Origin of the sequence: Kitasatospora sp. NPDC005751 (assembly GCF_040630835.1) — a bacterium.
In the GTDB taxonomy this organism is placed as follows: Bacteria; Actinomycetota; Actinomycetes; order Streptomycetales; family Streptomycetaceae; genus Kitasatospora.
Window position 1 is genome coordinate 89,710 of sequence record NZ_JBEXYC010000019.1, and the last position, 25,599, is coordinate 115,308.

At 74.0% G+C, this 25,599-nt stretch carries 26 protein-coding genes; 12 read left to right on the forward strand and 14 right to left on the reverse strand.

What is annotated here, in order from left to right; genetic code table 11:
- Window positions 1–723: 723 nt before the first annotated feature.
- On the reverse strand, window positions 724–1,317 hold the full coding sequence (locus ABZ497_RS19370; protein ID WP_329485251.1) for an MBL fold metallo-hydrolase: 594 nt from the start codon (window positions 1,315–1,317) through the stop codon (window positions 724–726).
- A gap of 141 nt (window positions 1,318–1,458) precedes the next feature.
- Here ABZ497_RS19370 and ABZ497_RS19375 point away from each other — a divergent pair, with 141 nt between their 5' ends.
- Entirely contained in the window at window positions 1,459–2,367 is a 909-nt protein-coding gene (locus ABZ497_RS19375) for a helix-turn-helix domain-containing protein (RefSeq protein ID WP_359806810.1), read from the forward strand.
- Between the two features lie 994 nt (window positions 2,368–3,361).
- On the opposite strand, the gene ABZ497_RS19380 is transcribed toward ABZ497_RS19375, so the two are convergent.
- Window positions 3,362–3,673: a DUF4193 domain-containing protein gene (locus ABZ497_RS19380; RefSeq protein WP_329485247.1), complete on the reverse strand. Its 312-nt coding sequence runs from the start codon at window positions 3,671–3,673 to the stop codon at window positions 3,362–3,364.
- Window positions 3,674–3,924: 251 nt separating this feature from the next.
- On the opposite strand from ABZ497_RS19380, the gene ABZ497_RS19385 reads away from it, so the two are divergent.
- The gene (locus ABZ497_RS19385) at window positions 3,925–4,095 is read left to right on the forward strand and encodes a hydrophobic protein (RefSeq protein ID WP_329485246.1); all 171 of its coding nucleotides are present in this window, start codon (window positions 3,925–3,927) and stop codon (window positions 4,093–4,095) included.
- A gap of 294 nt (window positions 4,096–4,389) precedes the next feature.
- Complete coding sequence (locus tag ABZ497_RS19390; RefSeq protein WP_359806736.1) at window positions 4,390–5,424, forward strand: hypothetical protein; 1,035 nt, start codon at window positions 4,390–4,392, stop codon at window positions 5,422–5,424.
- A gap of 250 nt (window positions 5,425–5,674) precedes the next feature.
- Here ABZ497_RS19390 and ABZ497_RS19395 read toward each other — a convergent pair whose 3' ends face one another.
- Both ABZ497_RS19395 and ABZ497_RS19400 read right to left on the reverse strand, forming a co-directional pair.
- Window positions 5,675–6,040: a darcynin family protein gene (locus ABZ497_RS19395; RefSeq protein ID WP_329485244.1), complete on the reverse strand. Its 366-nt coding sequence runs from the start codon at window positions 6,038–6,040 to the stop codon at window positions 5,675–5,677.
- Window positions 6,041–6,135: 95 nt separating this feature from the next.
- Window positions 6,136–7,029: an NAD(P)H-binding protein gene (locus tag ABZ497_RS19400; protein ID WP_359806739.1), complete on the reverse strand. Its 894-nt coding sequence runs from the start codon at window positions 7,027–7,029 to the stop codon at window positions 6,136–6,138.
- A gap of 103 nt (window positions 7,030–7,132) precedes the next feature.
- On the opposite strand from ABZ497_RS19400, the gene ABZ497_RS19405 reads away from it, so the two are divergent.
- Window positions 7,133–8,089: a LysR family transcriptional regulator gene (locus ABZ497_RS19405; RefSeq protein ID WP_359806741.1), complete on the forward strand. Its 957-nt coding sequence runs from the start codon at window positions 7,133–7,135 to the stop codon at window positions 8,087–8,089.
- A 666-nt stretch (window positions 8,090–8,755) separates the two neighbouring features.
- Window positions 8,756–9,220, forward strand: coding sequence for a phage tail protein (locus ABZ497_RS19410; RefSeq protein ID WP_352298337.1), 465 nt, complete (start codon window positions 8,756–8,758; stop codon window positions 9,218–9,220).
- A gap of 136 nt (window positions 9,221–9,356) precedes the next feature.
- Here ABZ497_RS19410 and ABZ497_RS19415 read toward each other — a convergent pair whose 3' ends face one another.
- The gene (locus ABZ497_RS19415) at window positions 9,357–9,587 is read right to left on the reverse strand and encodes a hypothetical protein (protein WP_359806744.1); all 231 of its coding nucleotides are present in this window, start codon (window positions 9,585–9,587) and stop codon (window positions 9,357–9,359) included.
- Window positions 9,588–9,870: 283 nt separating this feature from the next.
- Window positions 9,871–10,509, reverse strand: a complete 639-nt coding sequence (locus ABZ497_RS19420) for a hypothetical protein (protein WP_359806747.1) — start codon at window positions 10,507–10,509, stop codon at window positions 9,871–9,873.
- 427 nt (window positions 10,510–10,936) lie between these two features.
- Between ABZ497_RS19420 and ABZ497_RS19425 the strand changes: the two genes are divergently transcribed.
- On the forward strand, window positions 10,937–12,514 hold the full coding sequence (locus ABZ497_RS19425) for an AMP-binding protein (RefSeq protein ID WP_359806749.1): 1,578 nt from the start codon (window positions 10,937–10,939) through the stop codon (window positions 12,512–12,514).
- 99 nt (window positions 12,515–12,613) lie between these two features.
- Here the strand turns inward: ABZ497_RS19425 and ABZ497_RS19430 are convergent, their stop codons facing one another.
- The 3 genes from ABZ497_RS19430 to ABZ497_RS19440 all read right to left on the reverse strand — a co-directional run bounded on the left by ABZ497_RS19430 (window position 12,614) and on the right by ABZ497_RS19440 (window position 14,955).
- Window positions 12,614–12,952, reverse strand: a complete 339-nt coding sequence (locus ABZ497_RS19430) for a nuclear transport factor 2 family protein (protein WP_359806751.1) — start codon at window positions 12,950–12,952, stop codon at window positions 12,614–12,616.
- 210 nt (window positions 12,953–13,162) lie between these two features.
- Window positions 13,163–13,567, reverse strand: a complete 405-nt coding sequence (locus tag ABZ497_RS19435) for a nuclear transport factor 2 family protein (protein ID WP_359806753.1) — start codon at window positions 13,565–13,567, stop codon at window positions 13,163–13,165.
- A 137-nt stretch (window positions 13,568–13,704) separates the two neighbouring features.
- The gene (locus ABZ497_RS19440; protein WP_359806755.1) at window positions 13,705–14,955 is read right to left on the reverse strand and encodes an Ig-like domain-containing protein; all 1,251 of its coding nucleotides are present in this window, start codon (window positions 14,953–14,955) and stop codon (window positions 13,705–13,707) included.
- Between the two features lie 348 nt (window positions 14,956–15,303).
- On the opposite strand from ABZ497_RS19440, the gene ABZ497_RS19445 reads away from it, so the two are divergent.
- Window positions 15,304–16,617: a helix-turn-helix transcriptional regulator gene (locus ABZ497_RS19445; RefSeq protein ID WP_359806757.1), complete on the forward strand. Its 1,314-nt coding sequence runs from the start codon at window positions 15,304–15,306 to the stop codon at window positions 16,615–16,617.
- 116 nt (window positions 16,618–16,733) lie between these two features.
- Window positions 16,734–16,907: a hypothetical protein gene (locus tag ABZ497_RS19450; protein ID WP_329485234.1), complete on the forward strand. Its 174-nt coding sequence runs from the start codon at window positions 16,734–16,736 to the stop codon at window positions 16,905–16,907.
- A 234-nt stretch (window positions 16,908–17,141) separates the two neighbouring features.
- Here ABZ497_RS19450 and ABZ497_RS19455 read toward each other — a convergent pair whose 3' ends face one another.
- The 4 genes from ABZ497_RS19455 to ABZ497_RS19470 form a co-directional block, all read right to left on the reverse strand.
- Entirely contained in the window at window positions 17,142–17,453 is a 312-nt protein-coding gene (locus ABZ497_RS19455; protein WP_329485233.1) for an STAS domain-containing protein, read from the reverse strand.
- Entirely contained in the window at window positions 17,450–18,898 is a 1,449-nt protein-coding gene (locus ABZ497_RS19460) for a SpoIIE family protein phosphatase (protein ID WP_359806761.1), read from the reverse strand. Before ABZ497_RS19460 ends, ABZ497_RS19455 begins: the two co-directional genes overlap by 4 nt.
- Window positions 18,898–19,701: an alpha/beta hydrolase gene (locus tag ABZ497_RS19465; RefSeq protein ID WP_359806763.1), complete on the reverse strand. Its 804-nt coding sequence runs from the start codon at window positions 19,699–19,701 to the stop codon at window positions 18,898–18,900. Before ABZ497_RS19465 ends, ABZ497_RS19460 begins: the two co-directional genes overlap by 1 nt.
- 311 nt (window positions 19,702–20,012) lie before the next feature.
- Window positions 20,013–22,394 carry an FHA domain-containing protein gene (locus tag ABZ497_RS19470; protein WP_359806766.1) on the reverse strand — a complete coding sequence of 794 codons (2,382 nt, stop codon included), beginning with the start codon at window positions 22,392–22,394 and terminating at the stop codon, window positions 20,013–20,015.
- A 215-nt stretch (window positions 22,395–22,609) separates the two neighbouring features.
- Between ABZ497_RS19470 and ABZ497_RS19475 the strand changes: the two genes are divergently transcribed.
- Together ABZ497_RS19475 and ABZ497_RS19480 are read left to right on the forward strand one after the other, a co-directional pair.
- Window positions 22,610–23,002 (forward strand): hypothetical protein, encoded by a 393-nt coding sequence (locus tag ABZ497_RS19475; protein ID WP_359806768.1) that lies wholly within the window; start codon window positions 22,610–22,612, stop codon window positions 23,000–23,002.
- Between the two features lie 104 nt (window positions 23,003–23,106).
- The gene (locus ABZ497_RS19480) at window positions 23,107–23,328 is read left to right on the forward strand and encodes a hypothetical protein (RefSeq protein WP_359806770.1); all 222 of its coding nucleotides are present in this window, start codon (window positions 23,107–23,109) and stop codon (window positions 23,326–23,328) included.
- Window positions 23,329–23,548: 220 nt separating this feature from the next.
- Here ABZ497_RS19480 and ABZ497_RS19485 read toward each other — a convergent pair whose 3' ends face one another.
- Window positions 23,549–23,848 carry a helix-turn-helix domain-containing protein gene (locus tag ABZ497_RS19485; protein ID WP_359806773.1) on the reverse strand — a complete coding sequence of 100 codons (300 nt, stop codon included), beginning with the start codon at window positions 23,846–23,848 and terminating at the stop codon, window positions 23,549–23,551.
- Between the two features lies 1 nt (window position 23,849).
- On the opposite strand from ABZ497_RS19485, the gene ABZ497_RS19490 reads away from it, so the two are divergent.
- Window positions 23,850–24,275 carry a DJ-1/PfpI family protein gene (locus ABZ497_RS19490; protein ID WP_359806812.1) on the forward strand — a complete coding sequence of 142 codons (426 nt, stop codon included), beginning with the start codon at window positions 23,850–23,852 and terminating at the stop codon, window positions 24,273–24,275.
- A 429-nt stretch (window positions 24,276–24,704) separates the two neighbouring features.
- Window positions 24,705–25,460, forward strand: coding sequence for a dienelactone hydrolase family protein (locus tag ABZ497_RS19495; RefSeq protein ID WP_359806776.1), 756 nt, complete (start codon window positions 24,705–24,707; stop codon window positions 25,458–25,460).
- Window positions 25,461–25,599 lie beyond the last annotated feature (139 nt).

The window sequence follows — 25,599 nt, forward strand, 5'->3', positions numbered from 1 at the left end:
GCGGGGAATCGGTATCGGTCGGAACGCCGCGCATCCGCCCGCTCCGAGACGTGCCCGACGGCGCCGGTGATCCATCGTCACGGGCCGCCCGGGCGCGGGGTCCGGTCGGCGCCGACCGGGGAATTCCGGACCGGCTCCGAGCGGCCCGGCGACTCGTCGGCCGACCGCCTCTGCCCAGCGGATTCCGAGGCCGGGGACGGCGGAACCGAACCCGCGCCGACGGACCTGCGGAGCGCTGCCGAGCAGGGCGCCCACCTGGGCGACCGCGCCGGGGAAGGCGGGCTGGAGATCCCCGCGGGCGCCCTCGGGTCGGACCGGCCGGGATTGCGCCGAACCCGGCCGGTCCGCACGCGCGAACCGGCCGCGCGTCCCGCATTCCCGCACGGGGAGCGCGCCGACATCACCGACCGGTCCATGACGCCCGCCGAAGCGCCGGAGGTTTCCTTCGTCGGCGATCGGCTCCCCGTTCCGCGGCGTTCGGCTCGCCGTTGTGCCGCGTTCGGCGCCGGTGGGCGTGGGCGGCGGGGCGGCCCGGTCGCGCGGCGCGGCACCACCGGCCCCACGACTCGGCCCGCCCGTCGTGGTGATGCGCACTCGTGCGAGTGCGTACGGTCCCCCTGGGATCGGCGCAGTTCGTACGGGCCAGGACGCGTCCTGGTGTCCTGGCGGTTCCGGGTCCCGGTGGACTCCGCCGGGCGGCGCCCGACCGGGCCGGCCGGACCGCTACCGCGGGGTGGTGTCGTCCGCCACGAAGGGCCCGCCGTGGCCTGGCACGATCAGGTCCGCCGCGGCCAGCACCCGCAGCCGGGAGGCGCGCAGCACCTCGCGGTCCGGGGCCACCGGGTCGTCCGCCGGGCCGTCGGCGTGCCACCACAGGTCGCCGGCGAAGGCCACCACGCCCGAGTCCGTGCCCGCCAGCAGGGTGATGTCCTCGGGGCTGTGGCCCGGGGTGCGGATCAGCCGCAGCGACGGGGTGAGTTCGTAGCCCTCGGCGTCCCGGTTGGTCCAGTGGTCGCCCAGGTACTCGACCTTGTGGTCGTGCACCCGGGCCCGGCCGAAGAGGCCCACGTTCATGGTGTTGTCGGGGTGGTGGTGGCTGAGCACCACGTCGGTGATGTCGTCGGGGCCGAGGCCCAGTTCCGCGAGCGGGGCGAGGATGTGGTCACGGCTCGCCACCATGCCCGGGTCGAAGATCACGTGCCGTCCGGCGTCGGAGATGTAGGAGACGGTGGCGGCGACCCCGGGGCCGGTGGAGCCCACATAGCCGGTGGTCAGGACCTTGAAGGCGGCGCTGCGGCCGAGCGGTGCGTCTGTCATGGCTTCGATCCTTCCGGTCTTGACGGCGGCTCACGAGTGGCACGTCTGCCGGTGACCGCAGGATTCGTGCCAACCCTGTGCGACACTGCCTGCGTGCCGCCTTTCCGGACCGTCGCCGCCTACGTCCCGCCCGGCGCGGGCATGCTCGCCGTCGGCATCGTCACCGAGGTGTTCGGTCCGCACGGAGCGGCGGTGCCCGGTTTCGACTTCGCCCTCTGCTCCGACCGCCCCGGACCGGTACCCACGGACTGCGGAGTGCCGCTCGCCGTCCCGCACGGACTGGACCGGTTCGCCGGCGCCGATCTGCTCATCGCGCTGCCCGGGGCCGGATTCCGTGAACCGCCCGCCCCCGCCGTGCTCGACGCGCTGCGGGCCGCGCACGCGCGCGGCGCCGTGGTCGCGGCCCACTGCGTCGGCACGTTCGCGCTCGCCGCCGCCGGACTGCTCACCGGCCGGCGGGCGACCACCCACTGGCGGTTCGCCGACCTGCTCGCCGGCCGCTACCCGGACGTCACGGTGGACCCGGACGCGCTCTACATCGACGACGGAGACGTCGTCACGGGCGCCGGAGCCGCCGCGGGTTTCGACCTCTGCCTCCACCTGCTGAGGCGGGAGTACGGCGCCGCCCTGGCCAACGCCGTCGCCCGCGACATGGTGCTGCCCTCCCACCGCGACGGCGGGCAGGCCCAGTACCTGGCCGCGCCCGTCCCCGGGAACGGCCAGGACGAGCGGCTCGCCGAGGTCCTCGGCTGGGCCCGCGAGCACCTCCACGAGCCCCTGCCGGTCACGGAACTGGCCCGCCGCGCCCTGATGAGCAGGCGCTCCTTCGCCCGCCGCTTCACCGCCGCGACCGGCACCACCCCGCACGCCTGGCTGCGGGACCTGCGCCTGAGCCGGGCCGAGGAACTCCTCGAAGCCACCGACCTGCCGGTCGAGGAGATCGCCCGCCGGGTCGGCTACGGAAGCGCCGCCGTCCTGCGCGACCAGTTCGTGCGGCGCCGGGGAGTCCCGCCCCGCGCCTACCGGCGCGCTTTCACCGGCACGCCGTGACGGTCCGGCAGGTCCGCCCCGGCCCCCGGCGTCCAACGTCGCCATCCGCCGGGCGGACGTCCGGCCGTGCGCCGTACGGGGCACGAGGGCGTTCGCGGACGGCGGCCGTGCTGTCGGACCCTCCTCCTATCCCCCGCGGGTACGGGGACTCGCCGCTCTGGAGGGTGCGCAATCTTCGCAGAAGCGTCACAGCTGGGTCTGGAACCCTCACAGCTGGGCTGCCTAGGCTCCGCATGCGCACGACGACGTGCGCGGAGCCGCCGACGACCGGTGTGGGCCGGCCACCCCGGCAGCACGGGAAGACCACATGGACTACTGCGCACCCTGCCGCCGCCATCTGAACGGCGCGATGACCTGCCCCGGCTGCGGGGCCCCCGCGGCGACCCGGGAGACCCTGCCGGACGCGACCCTGACGCTGCCCCAGGGACCACCGGCCGCCGTGCCACCGCCCGCTGTGCCACCGCCTCCGGCGGCCGGCCGGTCCGCCGCACCGGCCCGGTCCCGGCGTTCCGGGCGCCGGCCGGCGCGGCGGGCCGGCGTGCTCGCGCTCTCCGTCGTCGGCCTGGCAGTCGCGGGGCTCGGTGTCGCGGCCCTCGCCGCGAACGGCAGTGAGGGCGCCTCGCCCGCGCCGGCCGCGGGCGGGCCGGTCGCGACGCCCACGCCGAGTGCCCCGACCTCCGCCGCGCCCCCCACCGCGACGGGCGGGACCACGGTCCCGGCCGCGCCGACCACACAGCGCACCGGCGCGAGCCGTACCGCCTCCGCCACCGCCACGGCCACCAGGAGCACCGCCCCGCCCGCGCCGACGAGCAGTCGTGCCCCGGAGTCGCCGCCTCCCGTCCCGGCCGCTTCGAGTACGGCCCCACCCACCGTTCCGCAGCCCTCGACAGCCGCTCCGCACCCCTCGGCCACCGTCACCGCGAAGCCGACGCCCACCTGCACGCCGTTCCTCTTCTGGTGCACGTAGCGGGCCGCCCGCTCACCGCCCGCCCGGTCAGTCGCCGGGGGCGGGCACGCAGTCCCGGCAGACCGGTTGCCCGTCCTCCTCACGGGAGAAGCGGCTGCGGTGGTGGACCATGAAGCACCGCGCGCAGGTGAACTCGTCCCCCTGGACGGGCACCACCTGGACGGTGAGCTCCTCCCCGGAGAGGTCGGCGCCCGGCAGCTCCACGGACTCCGCCTCCTCCGCCACGTCCACGTCCGGCGTCCCGCCGGAACGCTCGGCACGCTGCCTCTTCAACTCCTCGACGCTGTCGACCTCCTCGTCGTCGCTGTTCGTACGCGGGGCGTCGTAGTCGGTTGCCACTGCTGCACCTTCCGTCGGAGGGATCCGGTACGCGCGGGGGGCGGACCGGATCGTCACGCCTCGGACCACTGTCCCCCGCGCCCGCCGATCACGCAGGCGGGGTCGCCGACCGGGGCGTCCGCGACGGTCGCCGACGGCCCGCCGCCGCCGAACAAGCGAGGCCCTTGCCCCGGACGGCCGGAAAGATTCGTACGAATAGGCGAGCGGCCCCCGGGGCAGTCGGGTGCTCGACACCGACTGCGGAGGTTCCGATGGTTCCCCTTCTTCTCGTTCTCCTGCTCGCTCTGCTCCTGTTCGGCGCCGGGTTCGCACTGAAGATTCTCTGGTGGGTGGCGATCGCCGTACTGGTGCTGTGGCTGGTGGGCTTCGTGGCCCGTGGCACGCACTCCTCGGGCCGGCGCCACCGGTGGTACCGCTGGTAGGTCACGCCCTCAGGATCCGGCCCGGCGGCGGGGCGCACGCGTGGAGCGTGCGCCCCGCCGCCGTGTGTGCGGACCAGGTCCTCCCCGAAAGGGCGGTCGCCGCGGCAGGCGGCCGTGCTGGGACAGCTCACCCGGGAGGGGAACGCCGCACCGGTGCGGCTCGGGCGTCGCCCGAATGATCGCCTGGAGTGGCAGTCGGCGTAATGCGGGCCAGGCTTGAACCGGGCAGATCCGTTTGCTTCCTTCGCCGGCCCGGCCCGGCGCCGGCCCGTTCCCCCGATCCAGGAGACCTCGATGTCCCGCCCCCTGACCATAACCCTGCCTGTCTCGGGGTCGGGTTCCGTACCCGACACCGCCGCCCCCGACCTCACCCCCGTTCCCCTGCGGGTGAACCAGCCGTCCCCCGTCCCGCTCGGCGGCGACCTCGCGGCGGCGATGATGAGCGCCGCGGCCAGCCGCCCGGTGGAGGAAGTCGCCGATCTGCTCTGCCACCTGAACCCGGCCCACACACCGACCCTGGCCCCGGTCCTCCACGGAGCGGTCGCCGCCCGCCCGGTCGAGGACCTGGTCCGCCTCCTGATCCTCCTGAGACCCCGCGACAGCACCGGCGCCGACCAGATCCTGCGCGCCGCCGTCCTCACCAGACCCACGGGCGACGTCGCCCACCTCACCGCCTTGCTCGCGGCCGAAGCCGACAGCGGCATCCAGGCGGCCCTGCACGCGGCCGCGTCGCTGCGCCCGGTGGCCGATGTCGCCCACCTCGTCCAGCTGCTCCGGCCCGCCCCGGTCGCGGACCGGCCGGCCGGGCCCTCGACGAGCGGTGACGACACGGAACCCCTGGCGGCCGCCACGGAGCAGGCCGCGCCCGACGCCGCCGCTCTGCCGCCGGCGCGGGTGCTGTCGAGGGCACGGCCCCGCGAGGAGCGCCCGCCGCTCCGGTGGCCCGCCGCGGCGGCCCTGGTGATGACGGGTGCGCTCCACGTGCCGCTGGTGGCCGCTCTCTGGGGCCAGAACCCGGACGTCTCGATGGTCGCCGGCCTCAGCGTCCTGTGCCTGCTCCTCGCCGTCCCGCTCGGCGTGCGCGGCACGCCGTGGACGTGGATCGCCGGCGTCGTGCCGGCCGCGGCCGCGTTCGCCGGCTACCTGCTGTTCGACACCATGGTCCCCGTGCGGGTGGCGGTCGGCATCATCGAGTGGCAGGGCCGGTTCGGGCCGGCCGCGCTCGTCTGCGAGGCCGCCGTCCTCGTGCTGACGCTCACCCACGCGCTCACCCCCCGGCGTCGCCGTACGAGCGTCGGAGCCGGCCGCCGGGCCGTCCGTCGTACCTGACACCCGTGGCGGGCCGCGCGGGCGCGTGATCCGCTCGCCGTCGCGGCCCGGTGGCGCCGCCGCCCGGTGGGCGGCTCGTCCCGGGTCGGCGCCCGGCCGCGGTGACCGCGCCCCGGCCCACACCCCTGACGGGGGCGTGGGCCGGGGCGGGTGTGTGGGTAGCGGCCTCAGGCCCGGGGACGCGGCCGCGCCGCCCTTCGGCCGGTGACGGTCGGTGATGGCCGGAGGGCGGCGCGAGGGGGCCGGTCCGTCAGGTGGCGATGGTGGCGACGGGCTCCAGGCCGTAGGTGCGGGCGTAGCCGTTCTCGGTGCCGACGAGAAGGTCGACGACCTCGAAGTAGCGGTCCCAGAACGGTGTTTCGCGCAGTGCGTCGATGAGCAGCTGGTAGGCGTGGTGGCTGTCGGCCTCCCACACCCAGACGTCGGTGACGCGCGCGGAGTAGAACTCCGTGTCGTAGAAGCGTGACCGGACACCGGTGGTCCTGGCCTCGATCGCGGGCAGGACCTGGGTGGTGAAGGCCTCGACGCGTTGCGGGACGGTCAGCGCGAGCCACTCGGGGGTGGTCTTGACGAGCATGAACGCCGTGACCGGCGGTTCGGTGACTTCAGCGGACATCGGGGTGCCTCCAGAGCGGCAGGTGGTCTCGGTACGTCGCGCCACCGGGTGTCCCGGCGGCGGACGGTGGGGCCTCGGGAGAGGCCGGCGGGGCCTCAGGAGAGGACGGCGGGCTTGAGGGTCCGGGCGCACCACTGCTCGAAGCCGGTGGGGGAGGCGGTGTCCGGAGTACGGACGACACCGGCGTCCAGGCCCTGGTCCTTGGCCCGCTTCATGTCGACGATGCCCCGGACGAACGCCTCGTTGAGGCCGTAGTGGACGAGGGTGGTGTACAGGTCGTCGAAGGCCTGGCGCTCGTAGCGGACCGGGCGGCCGAACTGCTCGGTCATGATGCGGGCCAGGTCGTTGGGGGACAGGTCCTGCGGCCCGAGGACGGGCACGCTGCCGTTGCCGGTCCACGAGCGGTCCAGCAGCAGACCGGCGGCGACGGCCGCGATGTCGGCGGCGGCGACCAAGGGGGCCTTGCGGTCGGCGTCGACGACGTCGGTGAAGACGCCGGTCTCGCGGATCGAGTCGGCCTCCTCCAGCAGGTTCTCGAAGAAGGACGGGTTGGCCAGGGCCCGGTAGGCGACACCGCTGTGGGCGATGAGGTCGTCCAGCGCGAGCGAGGCGGTGACCAGGCCGGCCCGGTCGGCGAGCGGGGTGCCGCGGCCGAGCGCCGAGACGCCCACCACATGGCCGACGCCGTGGTCGGCGAGCGCCCGCACGGCGGGTCCGCTGAAGCCGCTGTAGGCGTCGTGCGGGGTGAGGGAGGCGTCCGGCGGGGCGAGCCAGAAGACGGCGTCCGCGCCCCGGAAGGCCCGGTCGACGACCTCGGCGTCCCCGTGCGAGCCGGCGATCACCTCCACGCGTCCGCGCGCCGTGTCCGGAAGCCGGGCGGGGTCGCGCACGACGACGCGCAGTTCCTCGCCCGCGGCGGGGGCGGACTCCAGGAGCCGGGACAGCAGCGGACGGCCGATGTTGCCGGTGGGAGCGGTAATGACGATCATGAAGAACCTCGTGGTTCGTGCCGGTCGGTAGGCCCCCATCCTGCTGACGACTCCAGTGCTGCCACAATGGGAACTTCGGCACGCAATCATTGACTGAAATGGAATGATGCTGGTGAGCAGCCCGAATCCGGTCCTCGACGCCAATCTCGCCGTCGCCCTGGACGCCCTGCTGGCCGAGCACAGCGTGACCCGCGCCGCCGCCCGGCTGCACACCTCGCCCGCCGCCATGAGCCGCACGCTGGCCCGTCTGCGCCGCACGCTGCAGGATCCGCTGCTGGTCCGGGCCGGCCAGACCATGGTCCCCACCCCGCGCGCCCAGGCCCTGCGCGAGGAGGCCGCGGCCGTGGTGCAGCGCCTCGGAGCCCTGCTCAGCCCCGGGACCGGCGTCGACCCCGCCACCCTGCGCACCACCTTCACCCTCCAGGCGGCCGACCTGGTCGGCGCGGCCCTGGCCCCCGGGCTGCTGCGCCTGGCGGAGCGGGAGGCGCCGGGAGTCTCGTTCCGGCTCCTGGCCGAGGAGTTGGAGGCCGGCCCGGCCCTGCGTGACGGGCGGATCGACCTGGAGGTCGGGTCCATCGACCACGTGGACCCCGAGACCAGGGTCGAGGAACTGGTGGGCCTGCGAATGGTCGCGGCCGTCCGGCCCGGCCATCCGCTGACCGAAGGACCCCTGACCGCGGCTCGGCTCGCCGCCGCCCCGCACGTCGCGGTCAGCCGCCGGGGCCGGTTCACCGGCCCCCTCGACACCGCTCTGGCCGAGCAGGACCTCCAGCGGCGGGTCGGCGTCGTCCTCCCCAGCCACCTGGCCGCCATGACCCTCGCCGCCCGCAGTGACGTCGTCTGCCTCGTACCGGCCGCACTCCCCGGTGCCGCGCCCTCGCCCCTGACCGACGACGCGCTCGCCCTCGGACTGCGCCTGCTGGACATCCCGCTGGCACTGCCGCCCGTGACGATCGGCATGGCGTGGCACCCGCGCCATGCGGCCGACCGGGCCCACCACTGGCTTCGCGACGCCGTCCGCCGGACCTTGGGCCCACCCGGGAACCCCGCTGCCACCTGAGAGGCCGTCCGCGTCCGCGTCCGCGTCGGTGATGGGTGGCCGGGGGGCCGTGCCGCCCCGGCCACGCCCGACGCGTGGCGGTCGGGCAGGGCGGGCCCAGGGCCGCCGCCAGGGGGGACGGCGACGGTCCTGGGAACCGCACGGGCGTCGCGCGCTCATCCCGGCCGGCCCGGGGGGATGGCCCGGTCGGGAGGTGCGACGCCCCGACGCTCTTCTGACCCCGATCACGTCGGGCAAACACCGTCGGGCGACCGAGTTCGACACCGCCCCACCACGCTCCGGCCGGCGTCCTGCCCCCCGCGCCGGGGGCCGTCGTCGGCGCACGGTCCGCTTCGGCGCCCGGCAGCCCGGGGCGGATCCCGGCCCGCGACTCCGGCGGCATCGGCATCAACGGCACTTCGCCGCACACTGGACACGCCGGTCGGTCGCTCCGGGCCCGCGGCATTCCTGACCAGTACGATCGGCGCCGGTGAAGCGGTGCGGGGCGGAGCCACGGACGGCGCCCGCCGAGGACCCGCCTCCGTCGCCGGAGCCGCGCGCGAAACCAGTGCTCGGCACGCCCGCCGGTCGAGCCGTTCCGCGCCGCTTCGGGGGCGTGACCTCGCCCTTCGCGCGGACCGCCCCAAGCCCCTGCCGTCCGCCCGTGCCCCTGGGAAGGAATCCGCCATGACCTACGCCGTGGACTTCGGCACCGTATCGACCGTCGGTCTGGAGTCGTCGCCCGTCGCGGACGCACTCGCCGGCCTGCGGGCGAACGAGGCCCGCTACTTCAAGAACAAGTACGACCACGTCTTCACCGTGGAGCCCGCGGACCAGGCCGCGGAGGTCGTCGACTGGGTGCACCGGATCCTGCGGGAGGAACGCGAGATCGTCATCGCGTCCAGGCCCCTGGAGGCCACGTCCTTCCAGGTCGAGGACATCCGGATGGCCTACGTCTTCTACGAGAGCGGACTGTCGGTCAACGTGATGTACACCGTCGACGACGCCAGGAAGCGAGCGGTCGGGTTCAAGCTCTCGGACGGGATGGACGTGCCGGAGGAGCTCGCCCAGCGGTTCAAGTTCGCCCGCCAGAAGTCGAAGCTCGCCGGGACGATCCGTGGATCGTACTTCGTCATCAAGAACGAGTACTGAGCCGCGCCCGAGCCGGAAAGGGATCTTGCGGAACCCGACACAGGGCCCGAGGCCTGCCGCTGTGGGCGCACCTCGTGAGCGGCGGTCGCCGGCCTGCCCGGCGGCCGTCGCCGGCGTCGCCGGTGGCCCCGGGGAGCTATGCGGACCGCGAAGCGCTGTGCCGGGGGCACGCGCAGGGCGGCCAGGTGCTCTTGGCGAGCGGCACCGGGGCCACGGGCGCGTACTCCTCCCGCCGCTCGACGGCGTCCAGCGGTCGCCCGTCGGCGTCCACCCGGTACGTGCGGATCCACATCCGCCCCGTCGTCCGGCCGGACCTCGCCGTGGGCCTCCCGCCGCGGACCGGGCCGTCGCCGGCACTGCTGACCATGGAACCCTCCTCTGACCGCCTCGGCCTTGAGTTCAACAAGTGGACGAACAAACTGTTCGATTGGCCTCTGCTTCCTTGAAGGTACGCCAGAGCTTGCCGATTTCGAAGGATTCCGCAGCACCTTCTCAGTCGATCATTCGACTCATGAAGCAAGCCGCCGCCGAGGGTGATGGAGCGAATACGGCAGGTGAGAGCGCGGCCCGGCCGAGTCCCGCGGCCCGCCCGCCGCGCCGGGCGCGGACGGTCGGCTGGGGACCGGGCGCCGCAGCCCAGCCGGCGGCGGTCAGGAGGTGCGGACGAGGGTGTCGTCCACGGTGAAGGTGGTCTGGAGCGAAGGGTCCTCGGCACCGGTGAACGTGATCGTCACGGTCCGGCCGGCGAACGCGGACAGGTCGTAACCGCGCAGGGTGTAGCCGGGAGCGGCGTCGAGGTTGCTGAAGGCGGCCAGCGTGGTGCCGTCGGCCGACACCGTCAGCCTGTCGTACGCGGTCGCCCCGGACTCGGCGGTGCCGATGTGCAGGTAGAAGCCGAGGGTGGCGCGGCAGCCGGCCGCGAGGGCGACCGACTGGGACAGCGTGTCGGTGTGGGACGAGCCGTAGCCGCCGAGCCAGGCCTTCCAGCCGCCGCTGTGGGCGGGCTCCCGACCGGCGTTGTCGATGACGCCGGCGGTCGTGGTCCAGGGCGCGGCACTGCCGGTCTCGAAGCCGGGATTGCCGAGCAGCTGGATGCCGGTACAGCTGTCGCCGGTGCCGGTGGCCGTCCACCCGGAGGAGGGCGATCCGGACGCGTCGGAGGTGGCGGCCGCCGCGCCGGGTGGGGCGACGGCGAGCAGGCCGGTGGCCGCCACGGCGAGCGCGGTCAGGACGGCTAGGAGTCCGCGCGGCCGCGACGGACGCGGGCTGCGGGGGGAGTGGTGGCGCAAAGGTCGACCCTCCGTGGGGCGAGGGCGCGGCCGGTGCCGGCGGGGGTGCGCGCCGGTACGGGCTCGGGCCCGTGCTGACGGTACTCGGCATGTGCGGGCCCGCCCCGGCGGTCGGCCGCGGGCCGGCTGGTGCGGCGCGCTGTACTGGGACCGGGGCGCCCTGAGTCTGAGGGGGCGCCTCTCACCGTCGGGGCCGTGACATGCGTGCGGGATGTCGGCGGACCCACCATCTGCTGAAGTGGCCATGACGTTACTGACGGGCCGTCGGATCCCTCAAGGAGCTGCGCACAGCCTTTACCGCGCCTTGCCCATCACTTGCCCGGCGGATGGGACGGGTTCGCCCGGCGGGCCGGAGCGGAGCCCGGCCGGTGTGCGCCCCGTCCCCGAATCGGCATCGCGGCAGCCGGGTTGGGGTTAGCCTGTCGATATGGTTGCAAACTACAAAGAAGAAGTGGCCATGTACGACGCGGAGTTCGTCAGCGCCCCCGCGCTGATCCTCCGGTCCCTCGCCCGCGACCCCGATCGGCCGGCCGTCACCACCGCCGACGGTGCCACGGTCACCGCGGGCGAACTGGTCGACGCCACCTACCGCCTGGCCCAGGAACTCCTCGCCCGGGGCGTCACCCGGGGCTCTACCGTCTCGCTGCTCACCGGCAACACACCCGAGGCGCTCAGCGCCCGTTACGCCGCCGGACTCGCCGGCGCCCGGCTGGTCAACCTGTACGACGGCATGAGCGCCCCGGTGCTCGCCGAGATCGTCACGAGCGTCGACACCGCCGTCCTCCTCGTGGATGCCGAACGGTACGCGAGCGCACCTGAGTTGCTCGCCCTGGTCGACGTACCGACCGTGCTGACCCTGGGCCCCGGCCCGGGGGCGGTCGGCGGGGACGCGATCGGTGCGGACGTGATCGCCGCCGCCGCCCGCCGGCCCGCCGAGCCCCCGGCCGTGCGGGTCGGCCCGGACGACGACCTGGGCATCCGGCACACCGGTGGTACCACGGGCATCCCGAAGGGCATCCTCAGTCTGCACGGCCCCTACCGCAGGGTCTTCGACGTCCCGTTCGGCCCGCAGGGTGACGAGCGCCGCCTCCTGGCGGCCACCTCGCTGGCCCATCTCGCGGGCGTGCTGGTCGATCTGACGCTGTACCACGGCGGCTCGGTGTTCCTGCAGCGCTCCTTCGACCCCGGGGAGGTGCTGGCCGCCGTCGAGCGCGAACGCATCACCGATCTGTGGGTCCTGCCTCCGCTGCTCTACCGGCTGCTGGACCACCCGGCGATCACCGGCACCGACCTGTCCAGCCTGGAGCGGATCCTGTACGGCGGCTGCGTCGCCTCACCGACCCGGGTCCGCGAGGCGATCAAGGTGTTCGGGCCGATCCTGGCGAGCGGCTACGGGATGTCGGAGGCGCAGAACATCGCCGCCCTCGGCCCGCACGAGCACGACCGGGTCGGGCACGGCGGCCGGCTCTCCGTCGGCCGCCCCCTCCCGGGCGTCGAGGTGGCGATCCGCTCCGGCGACGGCACCGAGCTGCCGGCCGGTGAGCTGGGCGAGATCCACGTCCGCTCGCGCACCCTCATGGCGGGGTACTGGAAGCGGCCCGACCTCACCGCCGAGGTGCTGCGCGAGGGCTGGCTGAACACCGGCGACATCGGCCACCTCGACCAGGACGGCTTCCTCTACCTGGCCGACCGCCTCACCGACAAGATCATCGTGGTCGGCGGGCACGTCTACCCCTCCGAGCTGGAGGACCTGCTCCTCACCCACCCGGCCGTCGCCGAGTGCGTCGTCCTCGGCCTGCGCGACGCCCAGCAGGCCGAACACGTCCACGCCGTGGTCGTCCCCGCCCCGGGACACCGCCCGGAGCTGGACGAGATCCGGGCCTTCGTCACCGCCCGCCAGGGCCGCATCTACGCCCCGGAGGCCCTGCACCTGGTGCCCGAGATCCCGCTCACCCCCGTGGGCAAGCCGGACAGGAAGCGCCTGCGCGACACCCTTCCGGGCTGACCGGGCCCAGGTGTGGCGCTCGCTCCGCACCGGAGGCGGGCGCCACACCCGGGGTGGTGCCCGCGGCCCCGGCGGCCGCTCCCGAGCCCGCGGCCCCGCTTACGCCCTGCCGCCGAAGTAGACCTGCACCTCGTGGATCAGGCCGTCCCGCACGGTGATCGCCTCGACATTGCGGTACCGGCCGCCGGTGCCGAGCTCGTATTCGTACTGGACGAGGACGAGTTCCTCGTCGGCGGGCGTGACGCGCAGCAGCCTCTGCTCGCTGAAGCGCCCGGCGGTGGGGAAGCACCGCTGGAAGAACGCCTCCTTGTCGATGTGGTCGTCCTGCGGGCTGGTGAAGGTGAAGTCGTCGGCGTACAGCGGCAGGGCTGCTTCCCGGTCCTGTGCCCGGTAGTGGCGGAACGCCGCTTCGACCACCGCGGCGGGGCTGGTGTTCATCGAACCTCCGTGGTTCCTCGGCCGCCGAGTACTCTGCCCGGCGAAGCTTCGGCAGACGTACCTCGCCCACCGCCGGGCAAACCCGGGCGCCCGCCCGCGGCCGGTTCCGCGGCCCGAGGGGTGGCCCGGGCCGTCAGCGGGTGGCCGTCACCGGGGATCGTCTCGCCGGTCCCCTGTGCCGGCGAGACGATCCTGGGTCGGCGCCGGCTGTCAGCGGGCGCTGCCCAGGTTCCGGTCACCGTCGGCGCCTTCGAGCATGAGGGTGGTCTCCTCGATGCGGCGGAAGCGGCCGTCGGGGGCGAGTTCGGCGAAGACGTAGACCTCGATGCGGACGACGGAGGCGTCGGCCTTGACGATCTCCATGGTGTGGCGGTCGGCGTACCGGTCGCCGTCGACGAGCTCGTCGTGGACCTCGACGGAGCCGCCGGTGACGACCGTGCGCAGGTGGGCGATGTGGGCGAGGAACTCGGTGCGGTCCGCCCACTCCCCGTCGGTGCGCTGGCGGTAGTCGGGGGCGAAGTGCCGGTCGGCGGCCTCGGCCAGGTCCAGGCCCGGGGTGAGCAGCAGGTCCGTCAGGGCGGCGCGGATGTCGGTGCGGAGAGTGGTGCGGTTCATGGGAGTTCCTTCGGCCGGGTGCGGGCGCGTCCCGCTGGGGACGGTTCGGAGAAGCGTGCTTGAAGCACGCTTATCACTGTAGCGGAAAAGCGTGCGCAACGCACGTAATTCCCGGGGGATGAAACGGCCGCCGGGGTCTACCAGTTCGCCCAGAGGACGTTCCAGCCGCCCAGTCCGTTGTCGGGCGCCACGGTCTTCTCCTTGGTGTTCACGACCGTGACCACGTCGCCGATCAGGGAGTTGTTGAAGAACGCCCCCGCGACGGAGGTGTCGCTGCCGCCCTCCACGTCCTTGAGCGAGACGCAGCCGTGGCTGGTGTTCGCCTTGCCGAACGGGTCGCCCTTGTACCAGTAGTTGCCGTGGAGGTAGGTGCCGCTGCTGGTGAGCCGCATCGCGTGCGGGGCGGCGGGGATGTCGTACTCGTCGCCGAGGCCGACCGTCCGGGAGTTCATGTGGGTGACCTTCTCCTTGGACATGATCACCATGGTGCCGCCCCACGAGGGGTGCTTGTCGTCGCCGAGCGTGGCGGGCACGGTGGTGCTCCTGCCGTCCCGGACGGTCGTCAATGTGTGGGCGGCCGAGTCGGCCGTGGAGACCTGGGAGCGGCCGACGGTGAACGGTTCGTCCTTGTCCACGTCGCCGTAGACGCCGGGCGAGACCTCGACGTTCTTCAGCCGGTAGTGGATCGTCACCTTGGTACCGGGCTTCCAGTAGTCGGCGGGGCGGAAGTCCAGCCGGTCGTCGCCGAACCAGTGCCCCTTCACCTCGGTGCCGTTGTCGGTCTCGAAGGTGATGCCCTTGGCGACGGCGTCCTTGTTCGTGATCTTCTTGCTGAACTCCACCTTGACGATCATGCCCACGCCGTAGGTCTGGCCGTCGGCGATGTTGTCGTTGGTGGAGACCTGCTTGTCGGGCGTGCGGGTGGTGAAGGTGCTCGTGGAGGCGGCCGCGAGGCCGTCGGCGTCCAGCGCCTGGGCGTTCACCGTGTACGCGGTACCGGGGGCGAGTGCGGCGGCGGGCTTCCAGCCGGTGCCGTCCGCACTGATCGAGCCGGGGACGGGCGTGCCGTTCTTGTCGGTCACGTCGACGTTGGTGAGCCTGCCGTGGGAGACGGACACCTGGAGCGCGTCCGGTGCTGCGCCCCGGGCGCCGTCCTTCGGCGCGACGTCCAGCACGGCGGCCGAGGTCTTGGGCAGGGCCGTGGCCGTGGCCGCCGGCCCGTCGGCGGCGGCGGTGCCCGCTGCCCGGGGGGCCTCGTCGCCCTTGCCCCCGTCGTCGCCGCAGGCCGCGGTCAGCAGCAGGATGCCGCCCATCGTCAGCGCCACCGCGCCGCGGTTGAAACGGTCGCCGGGGCGTATCGCGGTCCGGGGTGCCTGAACAGTGCTCACTTGTGCTCCTCTTCGGTGTTCGCCGGAAGCTTCTCGGCCGCTTCGTCCCAGCCGCAACGGCAGCCGGGCGATCTGGGACGCGGGGACGGCTTTACCGGCTTTGAGCTGGGAGGACGTAACCTTCCTGGGACGCGTCCACGGGACGGCGCAACGGCGAGACCGGCCTCGGGAACCGTGGGACGGTGAGCGGCGTGCTTCTCTTCCGAAGATCGCTTCACGGTGATCCGGCCGCGGCGGGGCGCCACAGCGCCGAGTCCGACCGCCGGAAGCGGCCGGAGACCGTACGGCGCGAGCACTGCGGACAGGGAAGAGCGGGGCGGAGGAACGGTGGCGGAGGGGTTGGGGGAGATGGGGGAGCGGGACGAGCTCGCCCGGCTGCTCGGGGAGCTGAAGAGCCGCTCGGGGCTCAGCTACGGGGCGCTGGCGAAGAGGCTGCATCTGAGCACCTCGACGCTCCACCGTTACTGCACCGGCGACGTGGTGCCGACGGAGTTCGCCCCGCTGGACCTCCTCGCGCGGCTGTGCAGGGCGACGCCGGAGGAACTCGTCGAGCTGTACCGACTGTGGGTCATCGTCCACGCGGCGCGGGGGAGCAGGACGTCACCGGGGTCCGGACCGGCCGATCCGGCGGGGACTCGGACGGAAGCGGCGACCTCGGTCGCTCCGGTGGCACCGGTGATCTCCGTGACGCCGGAGGCTCCGATGGTCTCCGTGACGCCGGAGGCTCCGGACCCGGGAGGTGCCGTCGAGGTGGGGCCGGTGGTCGCCGACCGCGTCGGACCGGACCCGGTTCCCGGGGCCGCGCAGCGGCTCAGGCGGGTCCGCCGGCGGGGAATCCTGGCCGCGGTGACGGTCACCGCGGTGCTGGCCGCCGTCGGGGCCGTCGCCACGGGGCTGGAGTCGTCCGCGGGCTCCCCGGCCCCGGGCGCTGACGACTCGCCGTCCGCCCCGGCCCCGGTCTCCGCCCCGGCCCCGGTCTCCGCCTCCGCCTCCGCCCCTGCCTCCCCGTCCGCCGGAGCGGGTCCGGGCTCGCCGGGGCCGACCGGCGGGGCGGACACGAGCCCCCCGTTCACGGTCTCGGTCCGGCCGTCCGGCTGGGACAGCGCCTGCGACCAGTACGTGGTGGACCGCCCGCCGTCCGAGGTCCCCCGCCCGCCCGAGCTGCCGGACGTGGCGGGCTGGGTCTCCCAGGTCGGCGCGGTTCCCGGTCACTACCAGTCGATCGAGGTCGTCGTGCAGGGCACCGGCAAGGACACCGTGGTGCTCTCGAAGCTCAACGTCCGGGTCGTCCGGATCGGGCCTCCCCTCGCCTGGAACGCCTACTCCATGGGCGAGGGCTGCGGCGGTGGAGTCGACGTCCACTCCTACGACCTCGATCTGGACGCGGTCCGCCCGCGGGCGGTGGTGACCGAGGGCAGCACCGGTCTGCCGGTCAAGGTGAGCGAGAACGACCCGGAGGTCATCGAGGTCTCCGCCGAGACCACCTCGCACGAGGTGAGCTGGTACCTCGAACTGGAGTGGTCGAGCGGCGACCGGAAGGGGACGGTCCCGGTCGACCTGGGCCACGGCACGCCGTTTCGCACCAGCGCGGTGAAGGGCCGGCCGCTGTTCGTCTACCCGATCGGCGGGCACGCCTGGGAGCCGAGTCCGTTCCAGCAGTGACGGCGGCCCGGCGCGCCGCGCACGGACGGCAGCGGGGAGTCTGAGCCGGCGGGGCATGGGCCCGGAGGTGTGGGGCAGACGGCCGGTGTCCGTTCCGGAACCCCTGGGAGGCGCACATGACCGTGAACCTCGTGCTGTTGCTCGGCCCCCTGGTGCTGGCGGCGATCCTGGCCGCCACGGCTCCGTCCCCGGCGCATCACCACCGGCGGCCACGGGCGGCGGTGGTCCGGGACGACCGGATCCGCAGGCCGAGGCACGCCAGGCCCTCCCGCCGGGGTGGTTCCGCCTGACAGCCGCTCGCTCCGGAGCCTGACGTCGGCCAGCTCCGGCGCTCCCCACGCCCAGGGTGCGGTCGTAAGCGCCGCGGACGTGGTCGACGCAGGGCGACTGCCCGGACGAACCGCTGCGTGTGCTCGGACTCGCCGTCCCCGGAGCCGTCCCCGGAGCCGTCCCGGAGCCGTCCCGGAGCCGTCGCGCGGAGCCGGCCCCGGGGCGGTCGGCCGCGCCCGCTCGGTGCCCCGTCCTCACACGATGGTGAAGATCTGGGTGAGACCCGTGATCGCGAGGATGCGCAGGGTGTTCTCGGGCACCGCGGTCAGGGTCAGCTCGGCACCGGCGGCCTGGGTGTGGCGGCGGGCGGCGAGGAGGGCGGTGATGCCGCTGGAGTCGCAGAACTCCACGCCGGACAGGTCGATGACCAGGCACTGGCCGGGGCGCAGCGCGAGGTACTCCACGCGTGCGCGCAGGGTGGGAGCGTGTTCGTAGTCGAGGTCGCCGACGACCTGCAGAGCGGGGCCGGTGGGCGCGTCGCGGTGGGTGATGTTCAGTGGGTTCATCGCCGTGGGTTCGTCGTCGGGCGGATGGGGGAGTCGGTGGCGGGGACGCCGAGGGCGAGCAGAGCGGTGTCGTCGTCCAGGCCGTCGCCGAAGCTCTTCAGCAGTGCGGTGAGGGCGCTGATCGTCTCGTCGGGTGCGGCGGGGGCGTGGTCGGCGGCGAACGCGAGCAGGGCGTCGTCGCCGAAGAGGCTTTCCCGGGTCGGGCCGGTGCGGGCCTCGGTGAGGCCGTCGGTGTAGAGGAGGATCGTCTCGCCGGGCGCCAGGGTGGTGCGGGCGGTGGTGAACGGGGCGTCGGGCAGGATGCCGATGAGCAGGCCGCCCGGGGTGGGAAGGTACTCGGTGCTGCCGTCGGCGCGCAGGACGAGGGCAGGGGGGTGGCCGCCGGAGGCGATGCGCACGCCGACGCGGCCGTCGTCGTCGGCGGGTTCGACGACGCCGAAGACGGCGGTGCAGTAGCGCGGGTCGCCCGCGGCGGCGTAGTGCTCGTGCAGGACGGCGTTGAGGGTGGTCAGTGCCATGGCGGGTTCGGGGTCGTGCAGGGCCGCGGCGCGCAGGGTGTAGCGGGTGAGCGAGGTGAGGGAGGCGGCCTGGGGTCCCTTGCCGCACACGTCACCGAGGAAGAACGCCCAGCGGCCGTCGTCGAGGGGGAACAGGTCGTAGAAGTCGCCGCCGAGCCGGTCGGGGGAGGCGGTGTGGTAGTAGGCGGCGGCCTCCAGCCCCGGTACGGCGGGCAGTGACGAGGGGACGAGGGACTTCTGCAGGACGGTGAGGGCCTCGGCCAACCGCTGCCGGTCGGCCTCGGCCTGCCGCAGGGCGGCTTCGGCCTGCGCCCGTGCGCGCTCGGCCTCGGCGCCGGCCCGCTCGGCCTCCGCCCGGGCCCGTTCCGCCTCCGCCCGGGCCCGCTCGGCCTCCGCCCGGGCCCGCTCGGCCTCCGCCCGGGCCCGCTCCGCCTCGGCGCGGGCCCGCTCGGCGTCCTGGCGGCGGTGCAGGAGTTCGGCCTCGTAGGCGCGGCGGTCGGACGCGTCGAAGACGGTGCTGCGGATCAGCAGCGGCTTCCCGCCGGTGCCGCGCTTGACCACGGAGGACACCAGCACCGGCAGGCGGCCCCTGGCCGCGGTCCTCATCTCCAGCGCGATGCCGTGCAGTTCGCCCTGCATCTGCAGCAGCGGCGCGAAGTGCGTCTCGTGGTACAGCTTTCCGCCGACGGTCAGGAGGTCGGCGAAGCGCATCCGGCCCACCACCTCCGCGCGTTCGAGGCCCAGCCAGTTGAGCAGGGTGGTGTTGATCTTGGCGATGGTGCCGTCCATCAGCGTCGACAGGTAGCCGCAGGGCGCGGACTCGTACAGGTCCTCGGCGCTGTCCTCCAGGAGAGCGCTGAACGCGGCCGTCGTCGCGGCCTGATCGCCGGCTCCCGCCCGCTCCGGTCCGTCACCGGGGCGGGTCATCACCGGCACTCCTCCAGGAAGGCCAGGATCGCTTCGGCGGTGGCCTCGGGCGCGCTCAGCTGCGGGCAGTGTCCGGTGGCGTCCAGGGTGACCAGGCGGGAGGAGGGGATCGCGGACCGCACATACGCGCCGACCTCGCGTGGGGCGATCACGTCCTGGGAGCACTCCAGGACCAGGGTCGGCACCCGGACGCTCGCGAGGTCCCCGCGGCTGTCGGTGAGGAAGGTGGTCCGGGCGAAGACCCGGGCGATGTCCGGGTCCGTGGCGCAGAAGCTGTTCGTCAGCTCCTGCCCCAGCTCCGGCCGCTCCGGGTTTCCCATGATCACCGGTGCCATGGCGGAGGACCAGCCCAGGTAGTTCGACTCCAGGGAGGTCAGCAGTTCCTCGATGTCCTCCGTGCTGAAGCCGCCCCGGTAGTCCTCCCCGTCGATGTAGCACGGTGAGGGGGCCACCATCACCAGCGCGCCGATCCGCTGCGGCGCCGCCTCGGCGGCCAGGACCCCCACCATCGCGCTGACCGAGTGCCCGACGAAGACCGCGTCGTGCAGGTCCAGCTCCTCGCACACCTCCACCACGTCCTGCGCGTAGCCCCGGAGCGAGGAGTACCGCTCCTCGCTCCAGGTCGAGAGGTCGGACCCACCGGAGCCGACGTAGTCGAACAGCACCACCCGGTACCGCTCTGCCAGGGCCGGCACGATCAGGCGCCACATGTTCTGGTCGCAGCCGAACCCGTGCGCCAGCACGACCACCGGCCCGTCGGCGGGGCCGGCGAATCTCACGTTGTTCCTGCGGCGAATGTCCATGCCACGCATCCTGCCACCTCGCCGGGGAGGTGACCGCCGTCGGCCCGACGAGAACGGCCCGCCCGGCCACCGCGCCGGCTGCGGGACCCGGCCGGCCCCACCCTTTCGTGGGGCGGATACACAGGGAATGTTCGCTGCGCCCGGTCGTGGGGGTGCCCCGCGTCCCGACCCCGCCCACTCCTCCGCCCCGCTCCGCCGGGCCCCGCTCCGCGGGGCCGAGGGGTGGGCGTGGGCCGCGTTCGAGGGCCGTCCCCGCCGGGCAGCGGGGACGGCCCTCGTCGGGGGCGGCACGGCGCCCGGCGCGGCTTTCGCTACCCGCGCATGATGGCGGGTTCGTGGCGGCGCAGCAGTCGGCTGACCAGCACCCCGCAGAGCACCGAGAGGACGACCATCATGCCCAGGTCGAGCAGCAGGGTGCCGACGGAGTGGGTGAAGAGCGGGTCGTCGCTGAAGGTGGCCGGGAAGGCCGCGCCGAGGTCGAGGGTGGCGGCCATCGCGGCGAAGGCCCAGCGCGAGGGGACCAGCCAGGAGAGCTGATTGAGCACCGGCGCGCCGTTCAGCTGGAGCAGCGCGCCGCAGAAGACGACCTGGACGATGGCGACCAGCACCAGCAGCGGCATGGTCACCTCCTCCTTCTTCACCAGCGCCGAGATCACCAGGCCCAGCATCATCGCGGTCACCGAGAGCAGGGCGACGGCGAGGGTGATTTCGAGCAGCGGGGGCAGCAGGACGCCCTCGGTGCCCGGTGGCCCGAGCTGCACCCCCGCCAGGGCGACCATGGTGAGGACCACCGACTGGACGACGGTGATGGTTCCGAGCACCACGATCTTCGAGCAGAGGTACGCGGATCTGGACAGGCCGACGGCTCTCTCGCGTTGGTAGATACTGCGTTCCTTGACCAGTTCGCGCACCGCGTTGGCGGCGCCGATCAGTACGCCGCTGACGCAGAGGATGAGCAGGGTGTTGAGGGCGGTGGAGTCGTCGAGGCGGCTGCCGGCCAGGGCCCGGGTCAGGGCGCCCATGACGAACGGCAGAGCGATCATGACGGCGAGGAAGGTGCGGTCGGCGGAGAGCGCGGTGGCGTACCGCCGTACCAGGGTGGAGACCTGCTTGCTCCAGCCGCTCGGCTTGGGCTTGGGCAGGGGCGGCACCACGGCGGCCGCCGGAGCGGCGCCGCCGGGCTGCCCGGCCTGTCCGAGCTGCCCGGGCTGGGGCGGTCGTGCGGTCGCGCCCGCGATGTAGCGCTTGTACGGCGGCGAGGCGCGGTACTGGCCCGCCCAGTCGCGGTCGGTCTCGTTCTCGAACGCCTCGAAGGCCTCGGACCAGTGCTTGAACCCGAAGTGGTCGAGGGTCTCGCCGGGCGGCCCGTACCAGGCGAGGCGCCCGCCGGGGGCGAGCAGCAGCAGGCGGTCGCACAGGTCGAGGCTGAGCACGCTGTGGGTGACCACGACGATGGTGTGCCCGTCGTCGGCCAAGCCGCGCAGCATCTGCATCACCGAACGGTCCATGCCCGGGTCGAGGCCGCTGGTGGGCTCGTCGAGGAAGAGCAGGGACGGCTTGGTGAGCAGTTCGAGGGCGACGCTGACCCGTTTGCGCTGGCCGCCGGAGAGGGTGGAGATCACCTGGTCGGCGCGTTTGGTCAGACCGAGTTCGGTGATCACCTCCTCGACCCGGGCGGAGCGTTCGGCGGGGGCGGTGTCGCCGGGGAAGCGCAGCTCACCGGCGTAGCCGAGGGCCCGGCGGACGGTCAGCTGGGTGTGCAGGATGTCGTCCTGCGGCACGAGGCCGATGCGGTGCCGAAGTTCCGCGTAGTCGTGGTACAGGTCGCGGCCGTCGTAGCGCACGGTGCCGCGGTCGGCGGGACGCAGGCCGGTGAGAGCGTTGAGCAGGGTGGACTTGCCGGCGCCGCTCGGACCGGCGACGGCGAGCAGGCAGTGCTGGCCGACCGGGAAGGAGACCTTGTCGAGCAGGACGCGGCCGTCGCCCACCTCGACGGTGAGGCCTTCGACGTCGAGGTCGATGTCGCCGGTGTCGACGAACTCCTGCAACTGGTCGCCGACCAGGCAGAAGGCGGAGTGGCCGATGCCGACGATGTCGGCGGGACCGACCAGGGCCTGCCGGATCGGCAGGCCGTTGAGGTAGGTGCCGTTGTGGCTGTCCAGGTCGGCGATCTCGTACCGGCCGTCGGAATGGGCGCGCAGTTCGGCGTGGTGCCGGGAGACGGACAGGTCACCGAGCACCAGGTCGTTGTCGGGCGCCCGGCCGATCCGGATCACCTTGGCGGGCAGCCGGCGGACGCTGGTCGGCGGCCGGTCCAGGCCGGTGATGGCGGTCAGCGCGGAGGGCTGCGGGTCCCTGACCACGGTCGGCCTGTGCAGGGCGCTCAGGGTGCAACAGGGGCCGTCGGAGGCGTTGCCGAACCGCAGGATGTACCCGGGGCCGACGTCCAGGTGCTGGACGCGGTGGCCCTGGCAGAAGGTGCCGTTGGTGGAGCCGGCGTCGTCGAGCATCCAGTGGCCGTCGTCGACGTGCAGGACGGCGTGGTGCCAGGACACCCTCGGGTCGGTGAACACGACGTCGCTGGTGGGGTCACGCCCGACGGCATAGCTGTGCCCCGGGCTCATCACCTGCGAGTCACTGTCGGTCTCGATGAGGAGCTGCGGCGCGGTGAGCGCGAATTCTCGCTCTGCCATACCACCGATGCTAGACGAGTCGGCCCGATAGTTCCCCAGCCGGCCGGGCCCCCGGCGGAGCCGCGGACGTGGGGGCGGCGCTCGGCCACGGCGGGTGACGGCCGGGGTTCCGGTCACCCCCCGGGACCGGGACAGCGGCCCGCGTACGAGCCCGCCCGTGCCCCGGTCGGCCGCCCGGCGCGGACCGGCGCCGGAGGGCGTCTACGATCCCGCTGGTGAAGACCTGGACGGAGCTCCCCGCCGAGACCGATGTAGAAGCCGTCGTCCGCCGCTACTTCGGCCTGCTGCGGTTCGGAAGGATCTCCGAGGCCGAACAGCTCGTCGAGCACGCGCCGGTCCGGCACGTGCTCACGTCCCTGTGGGCGGGCGCTCGCGAAACCGGCGCCGAGGAGGCCGGGGCGGGGCGCGGCCCCGCGGCCGACGCGTGGGAGCGGGACCTGTCCTGGCTGGGCGACCTCGACCTCGCCGACTTCAGTTGGGGGCCCACCGGCAGCCACCTCTACGTGGAGCTCACCTGCCGCGGCCGGAGGATCGGGCTGGCCCTGGGCTTCTGGGTCAGGCCCACCGACACCGGCTGGGTCCTCACCGGACCGGCCACCCTCTGGTAGCGGGCCCGACGCAGCGGGCCGGGGGTCCGTGCCGCCGGCGGGGCCGGATCTTCGTCACGTCGATCGTGCTTCGGTTCACGCCGCTCTGCTGCGAGACTGGGATCATGACCCCTGACCGTCGCAGCCTCGGGCTGCCCGCGTTCTCCGAGCCCGTCGCCGATGCCTCCGCCGTGCCCGCCCAGTCCGGCGGCCGCCGACCGCTGCCGGTCGAGCAGGGCGCCGACTTCCGCCAGCCGCCCACCGAGACCGTCGACGAGCCCGCCCCGGTGCGGCGCCCGCTCGGCGTCGGCGGCCTGACCTTCTCCGACCCGGACCGGCAGATCTGACCGGCTCCGTGCGTGCCGCCGCGCGGTCCTGACCTGCGGCGGCCGCCTGATCACCCGGGCGTTCGCCGCGCTCTCTCCGGCGACCTCTCTCCGGCGACCTCTCTTCGGCGACGTCGCTTCGCCGGCGCGCCGGGCTGCCGGACCTGGACCGGCCACCCGGCGAGTCGCCGGGCCGGAACCGTCAGGACCACGTGACGCCCGGAGGCGTCGACCCTGCCGGTCAGCGCCGGAACTGGCGCCGGTACCCGGCGGAGCTGACGCCCATCGTCTCCCGGAAGTGGTGGCGAAAGCCCGCGACGGTCAGTCCCACCCGGGCGGCCACCGCCTCGATCGGCTGGTCCGCGGACTCCAGCAGGACGGCGCCGGCCCGGATCCGCTCCCGGGTGATCCAACGTCCCGGCGGCAGACCGGCCGCGTCGACGAAGCGGCGTTCGAACTGCCGGACCGACAGGTGCGCGAGCCCGGCCAGTTCCTCGACGGCGAGGCGCCGGTGCGGGCTCGGGATCCTGGCGGACCACACCCTGGACGAGGATCCGCCCTTCGACGTGCTGGTGATCCCCGGTGGTGTCACCACGGCGGTCGAGGCGGACCGGGAGGTGATCGACTGGCTGGCCCGGCGCCGGGAGACCTCCGCGCTGACGTTCAGCATCTGCACCGGGGCCTTCCTGCTCGCCGCCACCGGAGCGCTGGACGGCCGCCCGGCCACGACCCACTGGGAGGACCAGGAGGAACTGGCCCGGCGTTGGCCCGGCATCCGGGTGCGCACCGACGTCCGGTGGGTCGACGACGGCGACATCGTCACCTCCGCCGGGATCAGCGCGGGGATCGACGCCAGCCCGCACCTCGTGGGCCGGCTCTTCGGCGAACGGCTCGCCCGCCGCACCGCCCGCCAGATGGAGTACACCTGGACACCCGAGAGCACCGCCGCCGGGGCCGGGCGGCCCTGATCGCGGTGGGTGTCCGGATCCCGTCGGCCCTGGTTGCGGTGGGTGTCCGGATCCCGTCCGGCCCGGTCGAGCGGCGGCGGGCCGGACGCCGCCGGGTCGCCCCCCGCATCGTTGGCCGAGATCATCCTTGCCAACCGCCCGGCGGGCATGCGTTCCCGGCGCCGGCCCGGTCCGGTGGACTACGCTTCGTGACCATGACTACCGGGACGGCCTCGCGCCACACACGGATCGGCGACCCGGTGCTCTCCTGAGCGCCGAACGGGCCGGTACGGGCCCGCTGTTCGAGCGAGGGCCCGGCCGGCCGAGGACCGGCCCGCCCGGCGCGTCGCGGCGCCCGGGTTCTCGGCCCGCACCCGGCGCCGCCGCCCGGGCTCCGCCCCTTGTCGTGTGGACCACGGGTTCGACACATCAACCACGACAGGAGAGTTCATGCCCATCGAGACGCTGCGGATTCCCACCCCGGACGGCGAGGCGGACGCGTTCGCCGCCTTCCCCGACGACGGCGAGCGGCACCCCGGGGTGCTGATGTACGCCGACGGCTTCGGTATCCGGCCCGTGCTGCGGGAGCTGGCCCTCGAACTGGCCGGGCACGGATACTACGTGCTCGTCCCCAACGTCTTCTACCGGCACGGCCCGACACCGGTGCTCGACCTTCCCGCGCACATCGGAGCGCAGGCCCGGCCCGCGGTCTTCGCCCAGCTGATGCCCTTGATCGAGGCGCACACCGCCGAGCGCGCCCTGAGCGACGCCGAGGCCTACCTCGGATTCCTGACCGCCCGGCCCGAGGTCGGCGACGGTCCGGTCGCGGTGACCGGCTACTGCATCGGCGGTCTCCTGGCGATGCGCACCGCCGCGGCCCACCCCGGCCGGGTGGCCGCCGTCGCCGCGTTCCACGGCCCCGTGGGCGCCGACGGGCCCGGCCTCTTCTCCAGGCTCACCGCCCAGGTCCACCTCGGCCATGCCGAGGGCGACATGACACCCGAGGCACTCGCCGAGCTCAACCGGGCCCTGGACGCCGCGGGTGTCGACCACACCTCCGAGATCTACCCCGGCACCCTCCACGGCTTCACCATGGCCGACACCGACGCCTTCAGCCCGTCCGGGCTGGAGCGCCACTGGGACCGGCTGCTCCCACTCCTGGACCGCACCGTGGCCACGCCGGTCCGAAACGGACGGGGCGGGTGAATCTCCTGGCCGGCATGGAGGGCGAACGAGGCGGTGTCTGGGACACCGGTGTTCGCCGCCGCGCGTCACGTGGGAGAAAAGCCCGCAGGCCCGGACCGGGCACGCCCTGCTGCGCGCGTGTGACAGGGCCGGGACCGTC